We start from the raw sequence: 15,480 nt of genomic DNA, 5'->3' as shown, positions 1-15,480 counted from the left end.
GATCCGCCATGATCGTCGCGGTTGCTGCGGCGACGATCGCCGTCACGCCCGCGCTGGCCGCGCCCGACCGGGCACCCGCATCGGTGACGATCCGGGAGGCGATGGCGGCGAGCGCGGCGGGGTGGAATGCGGGCGATCTCGCCCGGTTCGTCGCGGTCTATGCCGACGACGCGGTGTTCGTGACGCCCAAGGGTCTGGTACGTGGAAAGGCTGCGATAACAGCGCGCTATGCGCCGAGCTTCACGGGCGGTGGCAACACCCGGGGGCAGCTGAGCTTCGCCCCGGCCGAGCTGCGCGGGATCGATCCGACGCATGCCCTGCTGGTCGCGCGCTGGACACTGACCGGCGCGACCTCGACCGAGACGGGGATGACGACCTTGCTGTTCGAGCGGCGCGGCGACGCATGGAAGATCGTCGCCGATCACAGCAGCTGAGCGCTGCGGCGCTCAGCCCGCCGCCTTTGCCAGCCCCTTCGACAATTGCAGCGCGCCGTGCAGCCGTGCCTTGGGATCGCCCCAGGCGCGCTGGAGCACCAGCTTGCTGTCGGGCCGCAGCCGCGCGACGCCGTTGAGCCGTTCGACATAGGCGAGCAGCTTGTCGATATTGGGCGGGGTGTCGTTGTGGAACGAGACGAGCACGCCGCGCGGGCCGACGTCGATCTTCGACACGCAGGCACGCTTCGCGTTCAGCTTGATCTCGATGACCCTGATCAGATTCTCGGTCGCGTCGGGCAGCGGGCCGAAGCGATCGATCATCTCGGCGGCGAACGCCTCGATCTCCTGACCTTCCTCGAGCTCGTTCAGGCGGCGATACAGCCCCATGCGGAGGTCGAGATCGGGGACATACTCCTCAGGGATCAGGATCGGCGCGTCGACCGTGATCTGCGGCGAGAAGTCCTTCGGGCGTGCGGACGCGAGACCACCCGACTTGGCGTCCATGATCGCCTCCTCGAGCATCGCCTGGTAGAGTTCAAACCCGACCTCCTTGATGTGCCCGGTCTGCTCGTCGCCGAGCATGTTGCCGGCCCCGCGGATGTCGAGATCGTGGCTCGCCAGCTGGAACCCGGCGCCGAGCGAATCGAGATCGGACAGCACCTTCAGCCGCTTCTCCGCGGTCACCGTCATCTGCCGCTCGGGCGGGGTGACCAGATAGGCATAGGCGCGCGTCTTCGAGCGGCCGACGCGTCCGCGCAGCTGGTAGAGCTGGGCGAGGCCGAAGCGGTCGGCGCGGTGGACGATCATCGTGTTGGCAGACGCGATATCGATCCCGCTCTCGATGATCGTGGTCGAGACGAGCACTTCGAACTTCTTGTCGTAGAAGGCGGACATGCGCTCCTCGACCTCGGTCGGCGACATCTGGCCGTGCGCGACGACGAAGCGGATCTCGGGCACCTGTTCGCGCAGGAACTCCTCGATCTCGGGCAGGTCGGCGACGCGCGGGGTGACGACGAAGCTCTGGCCGCCGCGATAATGCTCGCGCAGCAGCGCCTCGCGCAGCACGACCGGATCAAACGGCATGATGTAGGTCCGCACCGCGAGGCGATCGACCGGCGGGGTCTGGATCACCGACAGTTCGCGGATGCCCGACATCGCCATCTGCAGCGTGCGCGGGATCGGCGTCGCGGTCAGCGTCAGCATGTGCACGTCGGCGCGGAGCGCCTTCAGCCGCTCCTTGTGCGTGACTCCGAACCGCTGCTCCTCGTCGACGACGACAAGGCCGAGCCGCTTGAAGTCGATGTTCTTGGCCAGCAGCGCGTGCGTGCCGATGACGACGTCGATCGTGCCGTTCGCCAGCCCCTCCTTGGTCGCCTTCGCCTCGCTCGCGGTGACGAGCCGCGAGAGGCGGCCCATGTTCATCGGGAAGCCTTCGAACCGGCTGACGAAGTTGTTGTAGTGCTGGCGCGCGAGCAGCGTCGTCGGGCAGACGATCGCGACCTGCTTGCCGCCCATCGCCGCGACGAACGCGGCGCGCAGCGCAACCTCGGTCTTGCCGAAGCCGACATCGCCGACGACCAGCCGGTCCATCGGCTTGCCCGCGGACAGATCGGCGAGAACCTCCTCGATCGCGCGGTCCTGATCCTCGGTTTCCTCATAGGGGAAGCGATCGACGAAGCTGGGGTAACCGCTGGCGTCGGGTTCGAGCACGTCGCCGGGATGGAGCGCGCGTTCAGCGGCGGTCGCGATGAGCTCGCCCGCAATCTCGCGGATCCGCTCCTTCATCTTCGACTTGCGACGCTGCCAGCCTTCGCCGCCGAGCTTGTCGAGCGATGCGCCTTCCTCCGACGAGCCGTAGCGCGAGAGGACGTCGATATTCTCGACCGGCACGTAGAGCTTGTCGCCGCCGGCATAGCTGAGCGCGACGCAGTCGTGCGGGCTCTGGCCGACCGGGATCGAGGTCAGCCCCTCATAGCGGCCGATGCCATGCTCGGAATGGACGACCAGATCGCCGGGCGTCAGCGTGGCGAGTTCGGCGAGGAACGCGTCGGCGGATTTCTTGCGCTTCTTGCGGTGGACGAGGCGGTCGCCGAGCATGTCCTGCTCGGTGAGGACGGCGACGCCGGGCGCGGTGAAGCCATGATCGAGCGGGAGGACGACCAGCGCGACGCCGAAGCTTTTCGCGGTATCCGCGACGCCGAGCGCCTCCTGCCAGGTTTCGGCCTGCTTGCCGCCCTTCATCCCGTGATCGGCGAGCAGGCTCCCCAGCCGTTCGCGCGCGCCGATCGAATAGCTGGCGAGGATCGGCTTGCGACCCTGTTTGCGCAGTTTCTCGACATGATCGGCGACGGCTTCGTAGATGTTCGCCTGCGCGGCGCGCTCGGGGCCGAAATCGCGCGGGCCGTCGACGTCGAAGTCGAGTACGGTGGCGCTGGTCGGCTCGTGGAAGGGTGTGACGATATGTGCGGTGGCGGCGTCGAGCGCGACGGACCAGTGTGCCGCGTCGAGATAGAGCGCGGTTGCCCCCAGCGGGCGATAGCTGCCGGGCTGCGCGGCTTCGGCGCGCCGGCGGTTCGCGTAATAATCGGTGATCGATTCGAACCGGCTCTCCGCCGCGGCGCCGACCCCGCTGTCGCGGACGACGACGTCGTCGCCGCCGAGATGGTCGAACAAGGTCGCCATCTTGTCCTCGAACAGCGGCAGCCAATGCTCCATGCCGGCGATGCGGCGGCCGTCCGAGATCGCCTGATACATCGGATCGCCCGTCGCGGTCGCGCCGAACGCGTCGCGGTAGCGCGTGCGGAAGCGCTTGATCGATTCCTCGTCGAGCAGGGCTTCGGAGGCGGGGAGCAGGACGAAGCCGTCGATCCGGCCGGTGGTGCGCTGGTCGGCGGCGTCGAAGGTGCGGACGCTTTCGATCTCGTCGCCAAAGAAGTCGAGGCGCAGCGCATGGTCCTCGCCCGACGGGTAGAGATCGACGATCCCGCCGCGGACCGCATATTCGCCCTGGTCGTGGACGGTGTCGGTGCGGACATAGCCGTTCGCCTGGAGCAACGTGGCGAGCGTGTCGCGGCCGATCCGTTCGCCGGGCGCGAGGCGGGCGACGAGCTGGCGGACACGGAACGGGGTCAGGACTCGCTGGGTCGCCGCGTTGACCGTGGTGAGCAGGAGCTGCGGGCCCTTGGGCTTGGCCTGCAGGCGGTGCAGCGCGGCGACGCGCTCGGCCATGATCCGCAGCGTCGGCGAGGCGCGGTCATAGGGAAGGCAATCCCAGGCGGGGAAGCTCAGCACCTCGAGATCGGGCGCAAAATAGGCCGCGGTCGAGGCGATCGCGCGCATCGCCGCATCATCGGGCGCGATGAACACCGCGCGCGTCTTTGCGGCGCGGGCGAGGTCGGCGAGCAGCGACGGCTGGAACCCCGATGGCACGCCCGACAGCGTCAGCGGGGTGGTCGCGGAGAGGATCGTGTTCAGATCTGGCATATCGTTCCTAGAGCCCTCTCCCCGTCGGGGAGAGGGTTGGGTGAGGGGCTGTTCCGGGCGCCTTACTGCTCGGCGGCCCCTCACCCCGACCCTCTCCCCCGAGGGGAGAGGGAGTAGGTTACTTCACGACCGTGACGTAGTTGATGTCGCGCATCGCCTGCATCATCGGGCCGTCCCATTCGGGCGGGCAGGGGATCGAGCCGATCGCCCAGCCCATGATGTCCACGTCTTGCTGTTCGAGCAGCGCCTCGAACCAGTCGAGCTGCTCGGGTGTCCAGCTGTGGCCATAGGTTTCGAAAAAGCCGCCGATCATCATGTCGGCTTCGCGCGTGCCGCGGTGCGAGCTGCGGAAGCCGAGGCGCTTGAGGCGGGTTTCGTGGTCCATCATATCTCCAACGCCGATTGACCGGCGACCCGCTGGCGGCGGGCGTCGGCTGGGCTATAGGGGGCAGATAGTCATGCGACCCGAAATCCTCAATCCGCTGTTCGCCGAAACCCTCGTCCTGAAAGGGGTGGGGCCTGCGCTCGCCAAGCCGCTCGACCGGCTCGGGCTCGCGCGCGTCGTCGACGTCGCCTTCCATCTGCCGACCGGCTATGTCGATCGGGTGCCGCGCACCGAGCTGATGTCGAGCGATGCCGGGCGGATCATCGTCATCACGCTGACCGCACGCGAGTATCGCGTCAGCGCGGGGCGTGGCCCGACGCGCGTGCAGGCGACCGACGAGCATGGCAACTATGTCAGCCTCGTCTTCTTCGGCGGCAGTTCGGGCTGGGCGAAGAAGCTGCTGCCGATCGGCGAGGCCAGGCGCGTGTCGGGGCGGCTCGACGAATATGGCCAGGAACTGCAGATCGTCCACCCGGACATCGTCGAGCAGGACGAGGAGTTGCGCGAGCGCGAGCCGATCTATCCGTTGTCGGAGGGGCTGACCTCGCGGCGGCTGGCGGCGCTGACGACGCAGGCGGTCGCGCGTGCGCCCGATCTGGCCGAATGGATCGAGCCGGGGCTGAAGGCGAAACGCGAATGGCCGGGCTGGCACGAATCGCTGGCGCGGATCCACGCCGATCCCTCGGACGCCAAGGCGCGCGAGCGGCTGGCCTATGACGAGGTGTTCGCCAACCAGCTCGCGATGACGCTCGTCCGCGCCGATACGCGGAAACGACGCGGGCGTGCGCTGCATGGCGACAGGCGGCTGCGGGGCATGCTCAAACTGCCCTACACGCTGACCGGCGCGCAATCGCGGACGGTGGGGGAGATCGAGGGCGACCTCGCGCAGACCGCGCCGATGCTGCGGCTGCTGCAGGGTGATGTCGGCTCGGGCAAGACTTTGGTCGCGGCGATGGCGATGCTGATCGCGGTCGAGGCGGGCGCGCAGGCGGCGATGCTCGCGCCGACCGAGATCCTCGCGCGCCAGCATTACGAAACACTGCGAAAGACGCTCGCCGGGCTGCCGATCGAGGTCGGCGTGCTGACCGGGCGCGACAAGGGGCGCGTGCGCGAGGCGACGCTGATGGCGCTGGCGAGCGGCGAGATCGATATCCTCGTCGGTACGCACGCGATCTTCCAAGACGCGGTCGCCTATAAGGACCTCGCGCTGGTGGTGGTCGACGAGCAGCACCGGTTCGGCGTCGCGCAGCGGATGACACTGCAGGCCAAGGGGATCGCGCCGCCGCATTTGCTGGCGATGACCGCGACGCCGATCCCGCGGACGCTGACGCTCGCGCAATATGGCGAGATGGACGTCAGCCGGCTCGACGAGATGCCGCCGGGCCGCCAGCCGATCGAGACGCGGGTGATCTCGGAGGATCGGCTCGACGACGTGGTCAACGCGCTCGGCCGGCATCTGGCGGACGGGGGGCAGGCCTATTGGGTGTGCCCGCTGGTCGAGGAGAGCGAGAAGAGCGATCTTGCCGCCGCCGAGATGCGTGCGGAGACGCTGCGTGCGCGGTTCGGCGACAAGGTGGCGCTGGTTCATGGCCGGATGAAGCCCGCTGAGAAGGACGCGGTGATGGCTGAGTTCTCCGCCGCGCGCACCGCCGTTCTGGTCGCGACGACGGTGATCGAGGTCGGCGTTGACGTGCCCAACGCGACGCTGATCGTGATCGAGCATGCCGACCGCTTCGGCCTTGCGCAGCTGCACCAGCTGCGCGGTCGGGTCGGGCGTGGGACCGGCCGGTCGATCTGCCTGCTGATGCGTGGGAGCTCGCTCAGCGAGACGTCGCGCGCGCGGCTGGCGCTGATGCGCGAGACCAATGACGGGTTCCGGATCGCCGAGGAGGATCTGCGGTTGCGCGGCGCGGGTGAACTGCTCGGCACGAAGCAGTCGGGCGAGATGGCGTTCCGGCTCGCGACGCCGGACATGATGGCCGACCTGCTGCAATGCGCGCATGACGATGCGCGGCTGTTGATCGATCGCGACGGTGGGCTGGAGGGACCGCGTGGGCAGGCGGCGCGCACCGCGCTGTACCTGTTCGACCGCGATGCCGGGGTGGCGTTGCTACGGTCCGGGTAACGATCTGCCCGGTCAGCTGGTGCGGAGCATCGCCGCGAGCATGGCGTAATAGGCCTTGGGCGGGATCGACCGGTCAAACGCGCAGCCGATCCGTCCGCCGAGCGACCAGCGGACGTGCGCAAGGATGTCACCGACGATCGGCATCCGGACATGGAGCCGCTCGCCGGCGTCCAAAACGCCGTCGCAGCGCGCCATGAGGCCGCTTGGCGAGACGTTGACGAGGATGAGCTTGAAGGCGCTGCCGGTGCCGTTCGTCGCCTGCGTTCGGTGCATCACCTCGTCGCGCGGCTCTGACCGCGTCTCGTCCCTCGACGTCGCTTGGTTCGGCATTGGTCGGTCCCCGCTGTGCCCCGGTCCGAAGGCTAGGCCGACATCATGAAGCCCGTCCCACCAATCATCCCTAACGCAGTGTTCATGCCTGTGCCGGTCCGGCGGTTCAGCTGGGCAGCAGCATCCCGTGACGCTTCTTGCCGAGGCTGAGGCGGACCGGCGCGGCGACGGGGATCGTGGCGGCGGGGTCGCGCAGCGGTTCGCCGTCGACACGGACTGCGCCTTCGCCGATCTTGCGTCGTGCTTCGCCGTTCGATGCGACGAAGCCGAGCCCGACCAGCGCCTCGACGACGCCGATGCCGGTCCCGGTGCAGACGAGACTCTGCAGCGCGTCGCCCGATGCGCCCTCCTCAAAGGTCTTGCGCGCGGTCTCGGCGGCCTGCTCGGCGGCGTCGCGGCCGCGGCACATCGCGGTTGCCTCGTTGGCGAGCACGACCTTCGCGGCGTTGATCTCGGCGCCTTCGAGCGCCTCCAAACGCGCGATTTCGTCGAGCGGCAGGTCGGTGAACAGCCGCAGGAACCGGCCGACGTCGCGGTCATCGGTGTTGCGCCAGAACTGCCAGTAATCGAAATGCGGCAGCTGATCCTCGTGCAGCCAGACCGCGCCCGACATCGTCTTGCCCATCTTGCCGCCGTCCGCGGTCGTGATCAGCGGGGTGGTGACGCCGTACACTTCGGTGCTGTCCATCCGGCGCGAGAGCTCGATACCGTTGACGATGTTGCCCCACTGGTCCGAGCCGCCCATCTGCAGCCGGCATCCGGCGCGGCGCGACAATTCGAGAAAGTCGTAGGCCTGGAGGATCATGTAGTTGAACTCGAGAAAGCTCAGCGACTGTTCGCGGTCGAGGCGGAGCTTGACCGAATCGAATGCGAGCATCCGGTTGACCGAGAAATGCTGGCCGACGTCGCGCAGGAACGGGATATATTCGAGCGCGTCGAGCCACTCGGCATTGTCGAGCATCACCGCGTCCGTGGGGCCGTCGCCGAACGTCAGAAAGCGTTCGAAGATGCGGCGGATCGAGGCGACATTGGCCTTGATGCCGTCTTCGCCGAGCAGCTTGCGCGCCTCGTCCTTGAAGCTCGGATCGCCGATCTTGCCGGTGCCGCCGCCCATCAGGACGATCGGCTTGTGCCCGGTCTGCTGAAGCCGGCGGAGCAGCATGATCTGGACGAGGCTGCCGACGTGCAGCGACGGCGCGGTCGGGTCGAAGCCGATATAGCCGGGTACGACCTGCTTGCCCGCGAGCGCGTCGAGCGCGGCGGCGTCGGTCATCTGGTGGACATAACCGCGCGCGGTCAGCGTGGTGAGCAGGTCGGACTGGTAGGTCATGGAGGAGCCACTAGCAGCGGTTGTGCGCTCCGTCATCCCGGCGGCGTGGTCATCGTCACGTCCCGCCGTCATCGCATTCTGGACGGTCATCGCATCCTCAAACGTCATCCTGACGAAAGTCAGGATCCAGGGTTACAGGCCCTGGCGCTCATGGCTCTGGATCCTGACTTTCGTCAGGATGACGGATTTTGGCACGGTAAGTCCGCGGCACCGTACGCGCCGATTACATCCGCGGCAGCTGCGACGACGGGTCGACCGGGGTGCGGCCCTTGCGGAGTTCGAAATGGAGTTCGGGGCGATCGGCGAACCCGGTGTCGCCTGAGAGCGCGATCGTCTGGCCGCGCTTCACGCTCTGGCCACGCTGGACCAGCAGTTTCGAGGCATGGCCATAGACGCTGGTCCAGCCGCCGCCATGCTTGACGATCACCAGCCCGCCGAGCGCGGCAATGCCGTCGCCGACATAGGCGACGACGCCGTCGGCGGTGGCGCGGATCGGGGTCGATACCGGAACCGCGATCTTGATGCCGTCGTTGCGTTCGCCACTGGCGCCGTGACCAAACCGCTTCACGACGCGGCCGTCGACCGGCCAGAGAAAGCCGCCGCCCGCGAGCCGTACGGGCGCGGTGACGACGGCGCTTGGCGGCAGGACGCGCCGCGGGGTCGGGGTGGGGCGAACCGGCGCCTGGTTGCTCGCAAGCGCAGGCTCGCCGCCGGTCAGGATGTCGTCGACGTCGAGCGTGAACGCGGCGGCCCGATCGGCAAGACTGGTGCCGCCTTCGGTATCGGGGATGACGATGCGCTGGCCCGCACGCAGCACATAGGGTTCGAGCAGCGCGTTGACGGTGACGATGCGCGACCAGGCGACCCCATAGGCGCGGGCGATCGCGATTCCGGTCTCGCCGCGCCGGACCAGGTGATAGCGGCCTGCCGGGATGGTCAGTCGCTGTCCCGCCTGGATCGTGAAGGGCGGTTCGATCGCGTTGGCGCGTGCGATCGCCTCGCTGCTCGCCCCCGAGCGTTCGGCGATGGCGAGCAGCGTATCGCCGGGGCGGACCGTATAGAGTGATTGATCGACGCGTTGCGCATCCGCTGCGACCGGGCGCTCCTCCCAGGCGGGGCGCGGCGCCGGCAGCGTCGAGACGGGCACGGGGGTGCGATCGGCGCGCCGGACGGGTGAGGGGGCAGGGCTGGCGTCCTGCCGCTCCACGCGGCGCGGATAGGTGCGCCGACGCGGCGGAGCGTCATAGGTGTCGGATCGGGCGGCGTCGCTGCGATCGCGCGCGTCGTTCGCGGAGCGGTCCTGCGGGTCGGCGGGTGGGAGGCGCTGGATCCGTTCGAGCGACTGTGGCGTCGGCCCGCGGTCGGACCGGACCGGCGAGTCGACGCTCGGGATGCATCCGGCGAGAGCCAGCGCCGCGCCCAGGATCGCGGCGGCGCGCGTCACGCGTAGGCACGTCCCAGCATGTCCAGCGAATCGGCATGCGTCAGATCGAGATGCAGCGGCGTGACCGAGATGTAGCCGTCCGCAATCGCCTCCAGATCGGTCGCGTGGAGCGGCGTCTCGACCGCGCCGCTGAGCGCGAACCAGTGATACTCATAACCGCGCGGGTCGGTGTTGGTGACGATCTGCAACCGGCCATAGTCGCGCAGGCCCTGGCCGACGACGCGAATGCCGCGCACCGCATCCGCCGAACCGACGGGGAAGTTGACGTTGACGAGGGTGCGGGGGGCGAGCGGCGCATCGAGCAGCGGGCGCAGGACACGTTCGCCCCAGGCGGCGGCGACCTCGAACGGGACCGAATCGCCCATGCCTTCGCGGCTATAGACCTGGCTCAGCGCGATCGACCGGACCCCGGCCAGCGCACCCTCCATCGCAGCGGAGACGGTGCCCGAATAGGTCACGTCCTCGGCGAGGTTGGCACCGCGATTGACCCCCGACAGGATCAGGTCGGGGGGGCTGTCCTTCATGATGCGGGCCAGGGCCATCATCACCGCATCGGTCGGCGTGCCGGCGACGGCATAGCGTTTCTCGGCGAACTTGCGCACGCGCAGCGGTCGCGACAGCGTCAGCGAATGGCCCGCGCCCGACTGCTCCTCCGCCGGCGCCACCACCCAGACATCGTCGGACAGCGTCGCGGCGATCGCCTCGAGCACCTTCAGCCCGCGCGCGTGATAGCCGTCGTCATTGGTCAGCAGGATCCGCATCAGGCAGTGGGCTCGAGCAGGGTAAGGCCGCCCAGATAGGGCTGGAGCGCGGTCGGCACCGCGACCGTGCCATCCGCCTGCTGATAATTCTCGATCACTGCGACGAGCGTGCGGCCGACCGCGAGGCTGGAGCCGTTGAGCGTGTGGACGAACCGCGTCGCCTTCTCGCCCTCGGGGCGATAGCGCGCGTTCATGCGACGCGCCTGAAAATCGGTGCAGGTCGAGATGCTGGAGATCTCGCGATACTGCGCCTGGCCGGGGAGCCAGACTTCCAGATCATAGGTGCGTGCTGCGGTGAAGCCCATATCGCCACCGCATAGAAGCATCCGCCTGAACGGAAGCTGCAACGCGTCGAGCACGCCCTCGGCACATTGCGTCATCCGCTCGTGCTCGGCCTCGGACTGGTCCGGGGTGACGATCGCGACCATCTCGACCTTGTCGAACTGATGCTGGCGGATATAGCCGCGGGTGTCGCGACCGGCCGACCCGGCCTCCGAGCGGAAGCACGGCGTCAGCGCGGCGAAGCGGAGCGGCAGTTCGCCGTCGGTCAGGATCCGTTCGCGCACGATGTTGGTCAGGCTGACCTCTGCGGTCGGGATCAGCCAGCGGCCGTCGGTGGTGCGGAACAGGTCCTCGGCGAACTTGGGCAGCTGGCCCGTGCCGAACACCGCCTCGTCGCGTACCAGCAGCGGCGGCGCGACTTCTTCGAAACCGTGATCGCGCGTCAGCCGGTCGAGCATGAACTGGCCCAGCGCGCGTTGCAGCCGGGCAGCGGGGCCGCGGACCAGTGTGAAACGCGCACCGGACATCGCAACGCCGGTCTCGAAATCGAGCCCGATCGCCGGGCCGACGACGTCATGCTCGCGCGAGGCGAAGGCGAAGTCGGGCTTCGTCCCGCGTGCATGGACGAGCACATTCCCGCTCTCGTCGACACCCGCAGGGACGTCCGATGCGGGCAGATTGGGAATCGCCGCGAGCGCCGCATCGAGCTCGGCGGTCAGCGCCGCCTCGTCGGCCTCGAGCGTCGGCAGCGCGGCCTTCAATGCGGCGACCTCGGCCATCAACGCCTGCGCGCGCGGCTCGTCCTTCTGCGCCTTGGCCTGGCCGATCGCCTTGGACAGCTCATTGCGGCGGGTCTGCGCGGCTTGTGCCTCGGCGATCGTCGCACGGCGGCGCTCGTCGAGGGCGACGAGCTGGTCGCTGGCGGGGGCAGCGCCGCGGCGGGCGAGGGCTGCGTCGAACGCGGCGGGGTTTTCACGGATCAGACGGATATCATGCATGGCGCAAGGCTATGCCGAGGCCGGCAGGTACGCGCAACCCGGTGCGCCCGCGGGACGTTGGGGAGGGCAGAGGCACAGATCAAAGAGGAGAAAGCCCGTGGATCTTCCGCACAAGTCCGTCGTCATGGTCGCCGATGGCCGCAAGATGTTGTTCCTGCGCAACGAGGGCGATGCCGCCTTTCCTAACCTGGTCGTCGAAGAGGCAGTCGAGCAAGAGAACCCCGCGACGCGCGACCAGGCGACCGACTCGGCCGGCCGCGCCTCGTCCCCGCAGGGTGCCGCGCAGAGCTCGGTCGAACCCACCGATTTTCATCAGATCGAGGAAGACCGGTTCGCCGCCGACGCAGCCGAGCTGCTCAAGACGCGTGCGTTGAAGAACGACTTCGATTCGCTCGTCATCGTCGCACCGCCCAAGACGCTGGGGGAGATGCGCAAACATTATCACAAGGCGGTCAGCAGCAGGCTGGCGGGCGAGCTTGCGAAGGATCTCACCGGGCATCCGATTGCCGACATCGAGACGGCGCTCAAGAACGCCTGATCATTGCCACCCGATAGTTGAAAAGGCCCGCAACACGTTGTTGCGGGCCTTTTTTTTGTGTCCGAGATTTATGCAGGATCAGTCGGCGGCGCGTTTCGTGAACCGCCGGCGGGCAACGAGGGCCGCGGCCGCTGCGCCGAACAGCAGCACCATCGGGGGTGCCGGAACCGGGGCGGGTGGCCCGCCACTTGAGCCGGTGCTGCCATTGCCGCCGCCGTTTGAGCCATGCCAGCCGCCGTTCGAGCTCCAGCCGCCATTGCTGCTCCAGCCGGCGCTGCTCGATCCATAGCTCGACGACGAGGTCGAACTTGATCCGCTGCTGGTCGACGACACGTTGCCGCCCGAACTGCTGCTGGTCGACGAGGCGACGTTGCCGCTGGACGAGGAAGACACGTTCCCGCTCGACGACGACGAAACGTTGCCACTGGATGAGGAGGATACGTTGCCGCTCGACGAGGACGATACGTTACCGCTGCTCCCGCCGCTGGCGGACGACGAGGTGCTCGACACCGACGCGCCGCCGGTGCTGGACGACGATCCGCCTGTCGATGATCCGCCCGTGGATGACCCGCCGGTCGACGAGGTGCTGCTGACGCCACCGCTCGAGGTCGATCCGCCGCTCGTGCTCGATGAACCGCCGCTCGTGCTCGACGAGCCTCCGCTCGAGGTCGACGAGATGACGATGCTGCCGCCCGAGCCGCCGCCGCCGAAGAAACCGCCGCCAAAGCCGCCGCCGCCAAAGCCGCCACCCGGGCCGCCGCCGCCGAAGAAGCCGCCGCCGCTGTTTACCGGCACGGCGGTCGGGCTGCCGGCGCCGCCCACGAACGGGTCGGCGAACCCCACGGGGACCGGGGGCGCATTGGCGACCGTCACCATGGCCGGCGCGCAGGCGGTCGTCCGTGTGGTGACGACGCGGCGGATGCGCGGACGGGCGACGGCGCCAATCTGGCGGGGGACAACGCGCTTGGTCATCGTCTTGGTCTGAATCGCGCGCTTCGGACGCTCGGCAACATGGACGGCGCCGCCTCCGATGATCGCGCCTCCGCAGGCGCACGCGCATAATTTGGCCAAGGCCATCCGCACCGACATACTTAAAGTCTCTCTCGTTGCCGACGCGCAGACGACGTCGGATCGCGTTCACGGCACTCGGACACCGTCATCGCACAAAGCGCAAAACAAAGCGTTAAGCGCAAGCGCCCATGACGTGATCTGGTGGTCATTCTTACAATATCGCGACGGGCGGGGCGCTCAATACGCAGACCGTGCCGTGGCGGGACAGTTGTCGCATCCAGGATCATGGCGACGGGCTCGTTCGCGGGACTCGCTGAGGCCGTAGGCAGGCGGTGTAACCCGGATGCATCGGTACGCAAGAATGTGTCTTCATTATCGATCCAAGCGCAAGTCTGCTCGCTTGTGGTCCGGAACACGTAAGACTATAGGCCCTTTCACCATTTGGGGGTGGCTTCGAGACGCGGCTTTTCGCGCCGACCGGCCAGAGGGAGAGTGGTATGGCAACGGTAATGAATCGCGTAGACGAGCACGGTACCAATCTTGCAGCAGCCAATGATGCCGATGGCTATCGACCGACGGCGGACGAGCCGTTCATGAGTCTGCGTCAGCAGGCCTATTTCCGGCAGAAGCTGCAGCAGTGGAAAGATGCTATCCTGCGGGAATCGCAGGAAACCTTGTCGCAGTTGCAGGTCGATTCGCTGCGCGAGGCGGATCTGACCGACCGGGCGTCGAGCGAAACCGACTGGTCGATCGAACTGCGGACCCGGGATCGCCAGCGCAAGCTCGTCTCAAAGATCGAGGCGGCGATCCGCCGGATCGACGATGGCGAATATGGCTATTGCGAAGTCACGGGCGAACCGATCAGCCTGGCACGCCTAGAGGCGCGGCCGATCGCGACGATGACCGTGGAGGCGCAGGAACGCCACGAGCGCAACGAAAAAATCTCCCGCGAGGACTGATATCAGGTCGGCGAACAGCGCATAGGCACGTGGTCCGCCTTCTGATATATGCGACGCATATCTCGACGTCGGGACACAGGAACACGGATGGACATGAGAAACCAAGGGTCGTTGGGCGCCGAGGGTGCGGCAGGGGCCGGCGCCGGGGAGTCCGTCGAGGATAGCGCAGACCCGGGCCAGAACCGGCCGGTCCGTGACAGTCTGCTGATGATCGCGCGGTTCAGCTATACCGACGGTGCGGGTGTGTACGAGGTGCGGGTCCGCAACCTGTCCGAAGGCGGGCTGATGATCGAGTTCGATCGGCCGCTCGCCGTCGATACGCCGGTCACGATCGACCTGCGTGGGATTGGTGAGGTTACCGGACGGGTGGCGTGGTGCACGCAGGGCCGTCTGGGAATCGCGCTCGACGAGACGATCGACCCGATGAAGGCGCGCAAGTCGGTCGGGCAGGGGCAGACGACACCGACCTTCGCCAAGCCGATCGTGTTCCGGGAGCCGCGGTCGCGGTAACGTCGTTTCAGTAGATCGGGGCAGCGGCATCTCGCCAAGCACGTCCGAATGGACGGCCGGGGGGGCAGGGCGTATCCGGCACCCCGCCAGTCCGGCTTTCCCGAGGGGGAAGGAATCGGAAAAGCCGGAACCGCGTGACGACAGGCCGGTCGCCCGCCGCCACGAACGGCGTGGGGTCTAGAGGTTGGCGAGTTCTTCCTTCAGGCGAAGCTTCTGCTTCTTCAATCCTGCGAGCGCCAGCGCGTCGGGCATGGGCCGGTGTACCTCTTCGGAAATCCGGCGGTCGAGCATTTGATGCTTGGTTTCCAGCGCAGCCTGGTGCGTCGTTTGCCTGGTGGAAAAACTCCTTCTGCATTCGTGTTGGGGTCCCGAGTAAACCATCGCCCCACCAAAAAGTCTTTAACGAAGATTGGTGAATCGACCGGGCGAGCTGTCACGTGCGACGGGCCGAGTCCGGGCGGTCGAACGGCGCCCCTCGGGCAGTTTTTGGTGCTCGCGCAATGCCCTGCATTTGCTAAGGACCGCGTAGCAGGGGTGGGCGAAGGACATGATGGTGGACGAGGCACAGATCAGGGTCCGGCTGGACGAAATCCGGACCGAGCATCGCGACCTCGATTCGGCGATCGCCGCGCTCTGGTCACTCACCGTTCCCGACCAGCTGCAGATTGCCCGGCTCAAGAAGCGCAAACTGCGGCTGCGCGACGAAATTGCCGCGTTCGAGGACCAGTTGATCCCCGACATCATCGCCTGACCCGTCCGAGCAGGCGCGGATGCGGGGCGTGATTTCGGACAGCGCCTTCAAATTGCGTCATAATATAGATTGAGCGGTCGATCGAAGCGGCGCGTTTCGGGACACATCCTGGCGCATCGCTGCGTTTTCCCGATGGGCG

At 67.6% G+C, this 15,480-nt stretch carries 16 protein-coding genes; 7 read left to right on the top strand and 9 right to left on the bottom strand.

The features are described from left to right. Window positions 1–8 precede the first annotated feature (8 nt). Window positions 9–434, top strand: a complete 426-nt coding sequence (locus FHY04_RS17800; protein ID WP_183937321.1) for an SgcJ/EcaC family oxidoreductase — start codon at window positions 9–11, stop codon at window positions 432–434. A gap of 12 nt (window positions 435–446) precedes the next feature. Here FHY04_RS17800 and mfd read toward each other — a convergent pair whose 3' ends face one another. Beyond that, entirely contained in the window at window positions 447–3,917 is a 3,471-nt protein-coding gene (mfd, locus tag FHY04_RS17795; RefSeq protein WP_183937320.1) for a transcription-repair coupling factor, read from the bottom strand. 118 nt (window positions 3,918–4,035) lie between these two features. Further along, entirely contained in the window at window positions 4,036–4,302 is a 267-nt protein-coding gene (locus FHY04_RS17790) for a succinate dehydrogenase assembly factor 2 (protein ID WP_183937319.1), read from the bottom strand. Between the two features lie 73 nt (window positions 4,303–4,375). On the opposite strand from FHY04_RS17790, the gene recG reads away from it, so the two are divergent. After that, on the top strand, window positions 4,376–6,427 hold the full coding sequence (gene recG / locus FHY04_RS17785; protein ID WP_183937318.1) for an ATP-dependent DNA helicase RecG: 2,052 nt from the start codon (window positions 4,376–4,378) through the stop codon (window positions 6,425–6,427). 12 nt (window positions 6,428–6,439) lie between these two features. Here recG and FHY04_RS17780 read toward each other — a convergent pair whose 3' ends face one another. The 5 genes from FHY04_RS17780 to serS all read right to left on the bottom strand — a co-directional run bounded on the left by FHY04_RS17780 (window position 6,440) and on the right by serS (window position 11,572). Beyond that, window positions 6,440–6,757, bottom strand: coding sequence for a PilZ domain-containing protein (locus FHY04_RS17780; RefSeq protein ID WP_183937317.1), 318 nt, complete (start codon window positions 6,755–6,757; stop codon window positions 6,440–6,442). A 106-nt stretch (window positions 6,758–6,863) separates the two neighbouring features. After that, window positions 6,864–8,087, bottom strand: a complete 1,224-nt coding sequence (tyrS, locus tag FHY04_RS17775; protein WP_183937381.1) for a tyrosine--tRNA ligase — start codon at window positions 8,085–8,087, stop codon at window positions 6,864–6,866. Window positions 8,088–8,310: 223 nt separating this feature from the next. Further along, window positions 8,311–9,531: a M23 family metallopeptidase gene (locus tag FHY04_RS17770; protein WP_311725451.1), complete on the bottom strand. Its 1,221-nt coding sequence runs from the start codon at window positions 9,529–9,531 to the stop codon at window positions 8,311–8,313. Beyond that, a complete protein-coding gene (gene surE / locus FHY04_RS17765) occupies window positions 9,528–10,292 on the bottom strand; it encodes a 5'/3'-nucleotidase SurE (RefSeq protein WP_183937316.1) in 765 nt (254 codons plus the stop codon). The genes FHY04_RS17770 and surE overlap by 4 nt, the downstream gene beginning before the upstream one ends. Further along, window positions 10,292–11,572 (bottom strand): serine--tRNA ligase, encoded by a 1,281-nt coding sequence (gene serS / locus FHY04_RS17760; protein WP_183937315.1) that lies wholly within the window; start codon window positions 11,570–11,572, stop codon window positions 10,292–10,294. The genes surE and serS overlap by 1 nt, the downstream gene beginning before the upstream one ends. A gap of 97 nt (window positions 11,573–11,669) precedes the next feature. Between serS and FHY04_RS17755 the strand changes: the two genes are divergently transcribed. Further along, the gene (locus FHY04_RS17755; protein WP_031441820.1) at window positions 11,670–12,110 is read left to right on the top strand and encodes a host attachment family protein; all 441 of its coding nucleotides are present in this window, start codon (window positions 11,670–11,672) and stop codon (window positions 12,108–12,110) included. A gap of 78 nt (window positions 12,111–12,188) precedes the next feature. On the opposite strand, the gene FHY04_RS17750 is transcribed toward FHY04_RS17755, so the two are convergent. Further along, window positions 12,189–12,443 (bottom strand): PEP-CTERM sorting domain-containing protein, encoded by a 255-nt coding sequence (locus tag FHY04_RS17750; RefSeq protein ID WP_082446684.1) that lies wholly within the window; start codon window positions 12,441–12,443, stop codon window positions 12,189–12,191. A 1-nt stretch (window position 12,444) separates the two neighbouring features. On the opposite strand from FHY04_RS17750, the gene FHY04_RS17745 reads away from it, so the two are divergent. The 3 genes from FHY04_RS17745 to FHY04_RS17735 all read left to right on the top strand — a co-directional run bounded on the left by FHY04_RS17745 (window position 12,445) and on the right by FHY04_RS17735 (window position 14,590). Next, window positions 12,445–13,095, top strand: coding sequence for a hypothetical protein (locus FHY04_RS17745; protein WP_260171608.1), 651 nt, complete (start codon window positions 12,445–12,447; stop codon window positions 13,093–13,095). Window positions 13,096–13,618: 523 nt separating this feature from the next. Further along, window positions 13,619–14,080, top strand: a complete 462-nt coding sequence (gene dksA, locus FHY04_RS17740; protein WP_031393916.1) for an RNA polymerase-binding protein DksA — start codon at window positions 13,619–13,621, stop codon at window positions 14,078–14,080. Between the two features lie 87 nt (window positions 14,081–14,167). Then, window positions 14,168–14,590, top strand: coding sequence for a PilZ domain-containing protein (locus FHY04_RS17735; protein ID WP_260171607.1), 423 nt, complete (start codon window positions 14,168–14,170; stop codon window positions 14,588–14,590). A gap of 177 nt (window positions 14,591–14,767) precedes the next feature. Here the strand turns inward: FHY04_RS17735 and FHY04_RS17730 are convergent, their stop codons facing one another. Continuing rightward, complete coding sequence (locus FHY04_RS17730) at window positions 14,768–14,971, bottom strand: YdcH family protein (RefSeq protein ID WP_183937314.1); 204 nt, start codon at window positions 14,969–14,971, stop codon at window positions 14,768–14,770. A gap of 172 nt (window positions 14,972–15,143) precedes the next feature. On the opposite strand from FHY04_RS17730, the gene FHY04_RS17725 reads away from it, so the two are divergent. Further along, on the top strand, window positions 15,144–15,341 hold the full coding sequence (locus tag FHY04_RS17725) for a YdcH family protein (RefSeq protein WP_031393918.1): 198 nt from the start codon (window positions 15,144–15,146) through the stop codon (window positions 15,339–15,341). Window positions 15,342–15,480 lie beyond the last annotated feature (139 nt).

It is taken from the genome of Sphingomonas sp. BK481 (genome assembly GCF_014194875.1).
Lineage (GTDB): Bacteria > Pseudomonadota > Alphaproteobacteria > Sphingomonadales > Sphingomonadaceae > Sphingomonas > Sphingomonas aerolata.
This window is presented reverse-complemented; position numbering and strand designations above follow the sequence as displayed.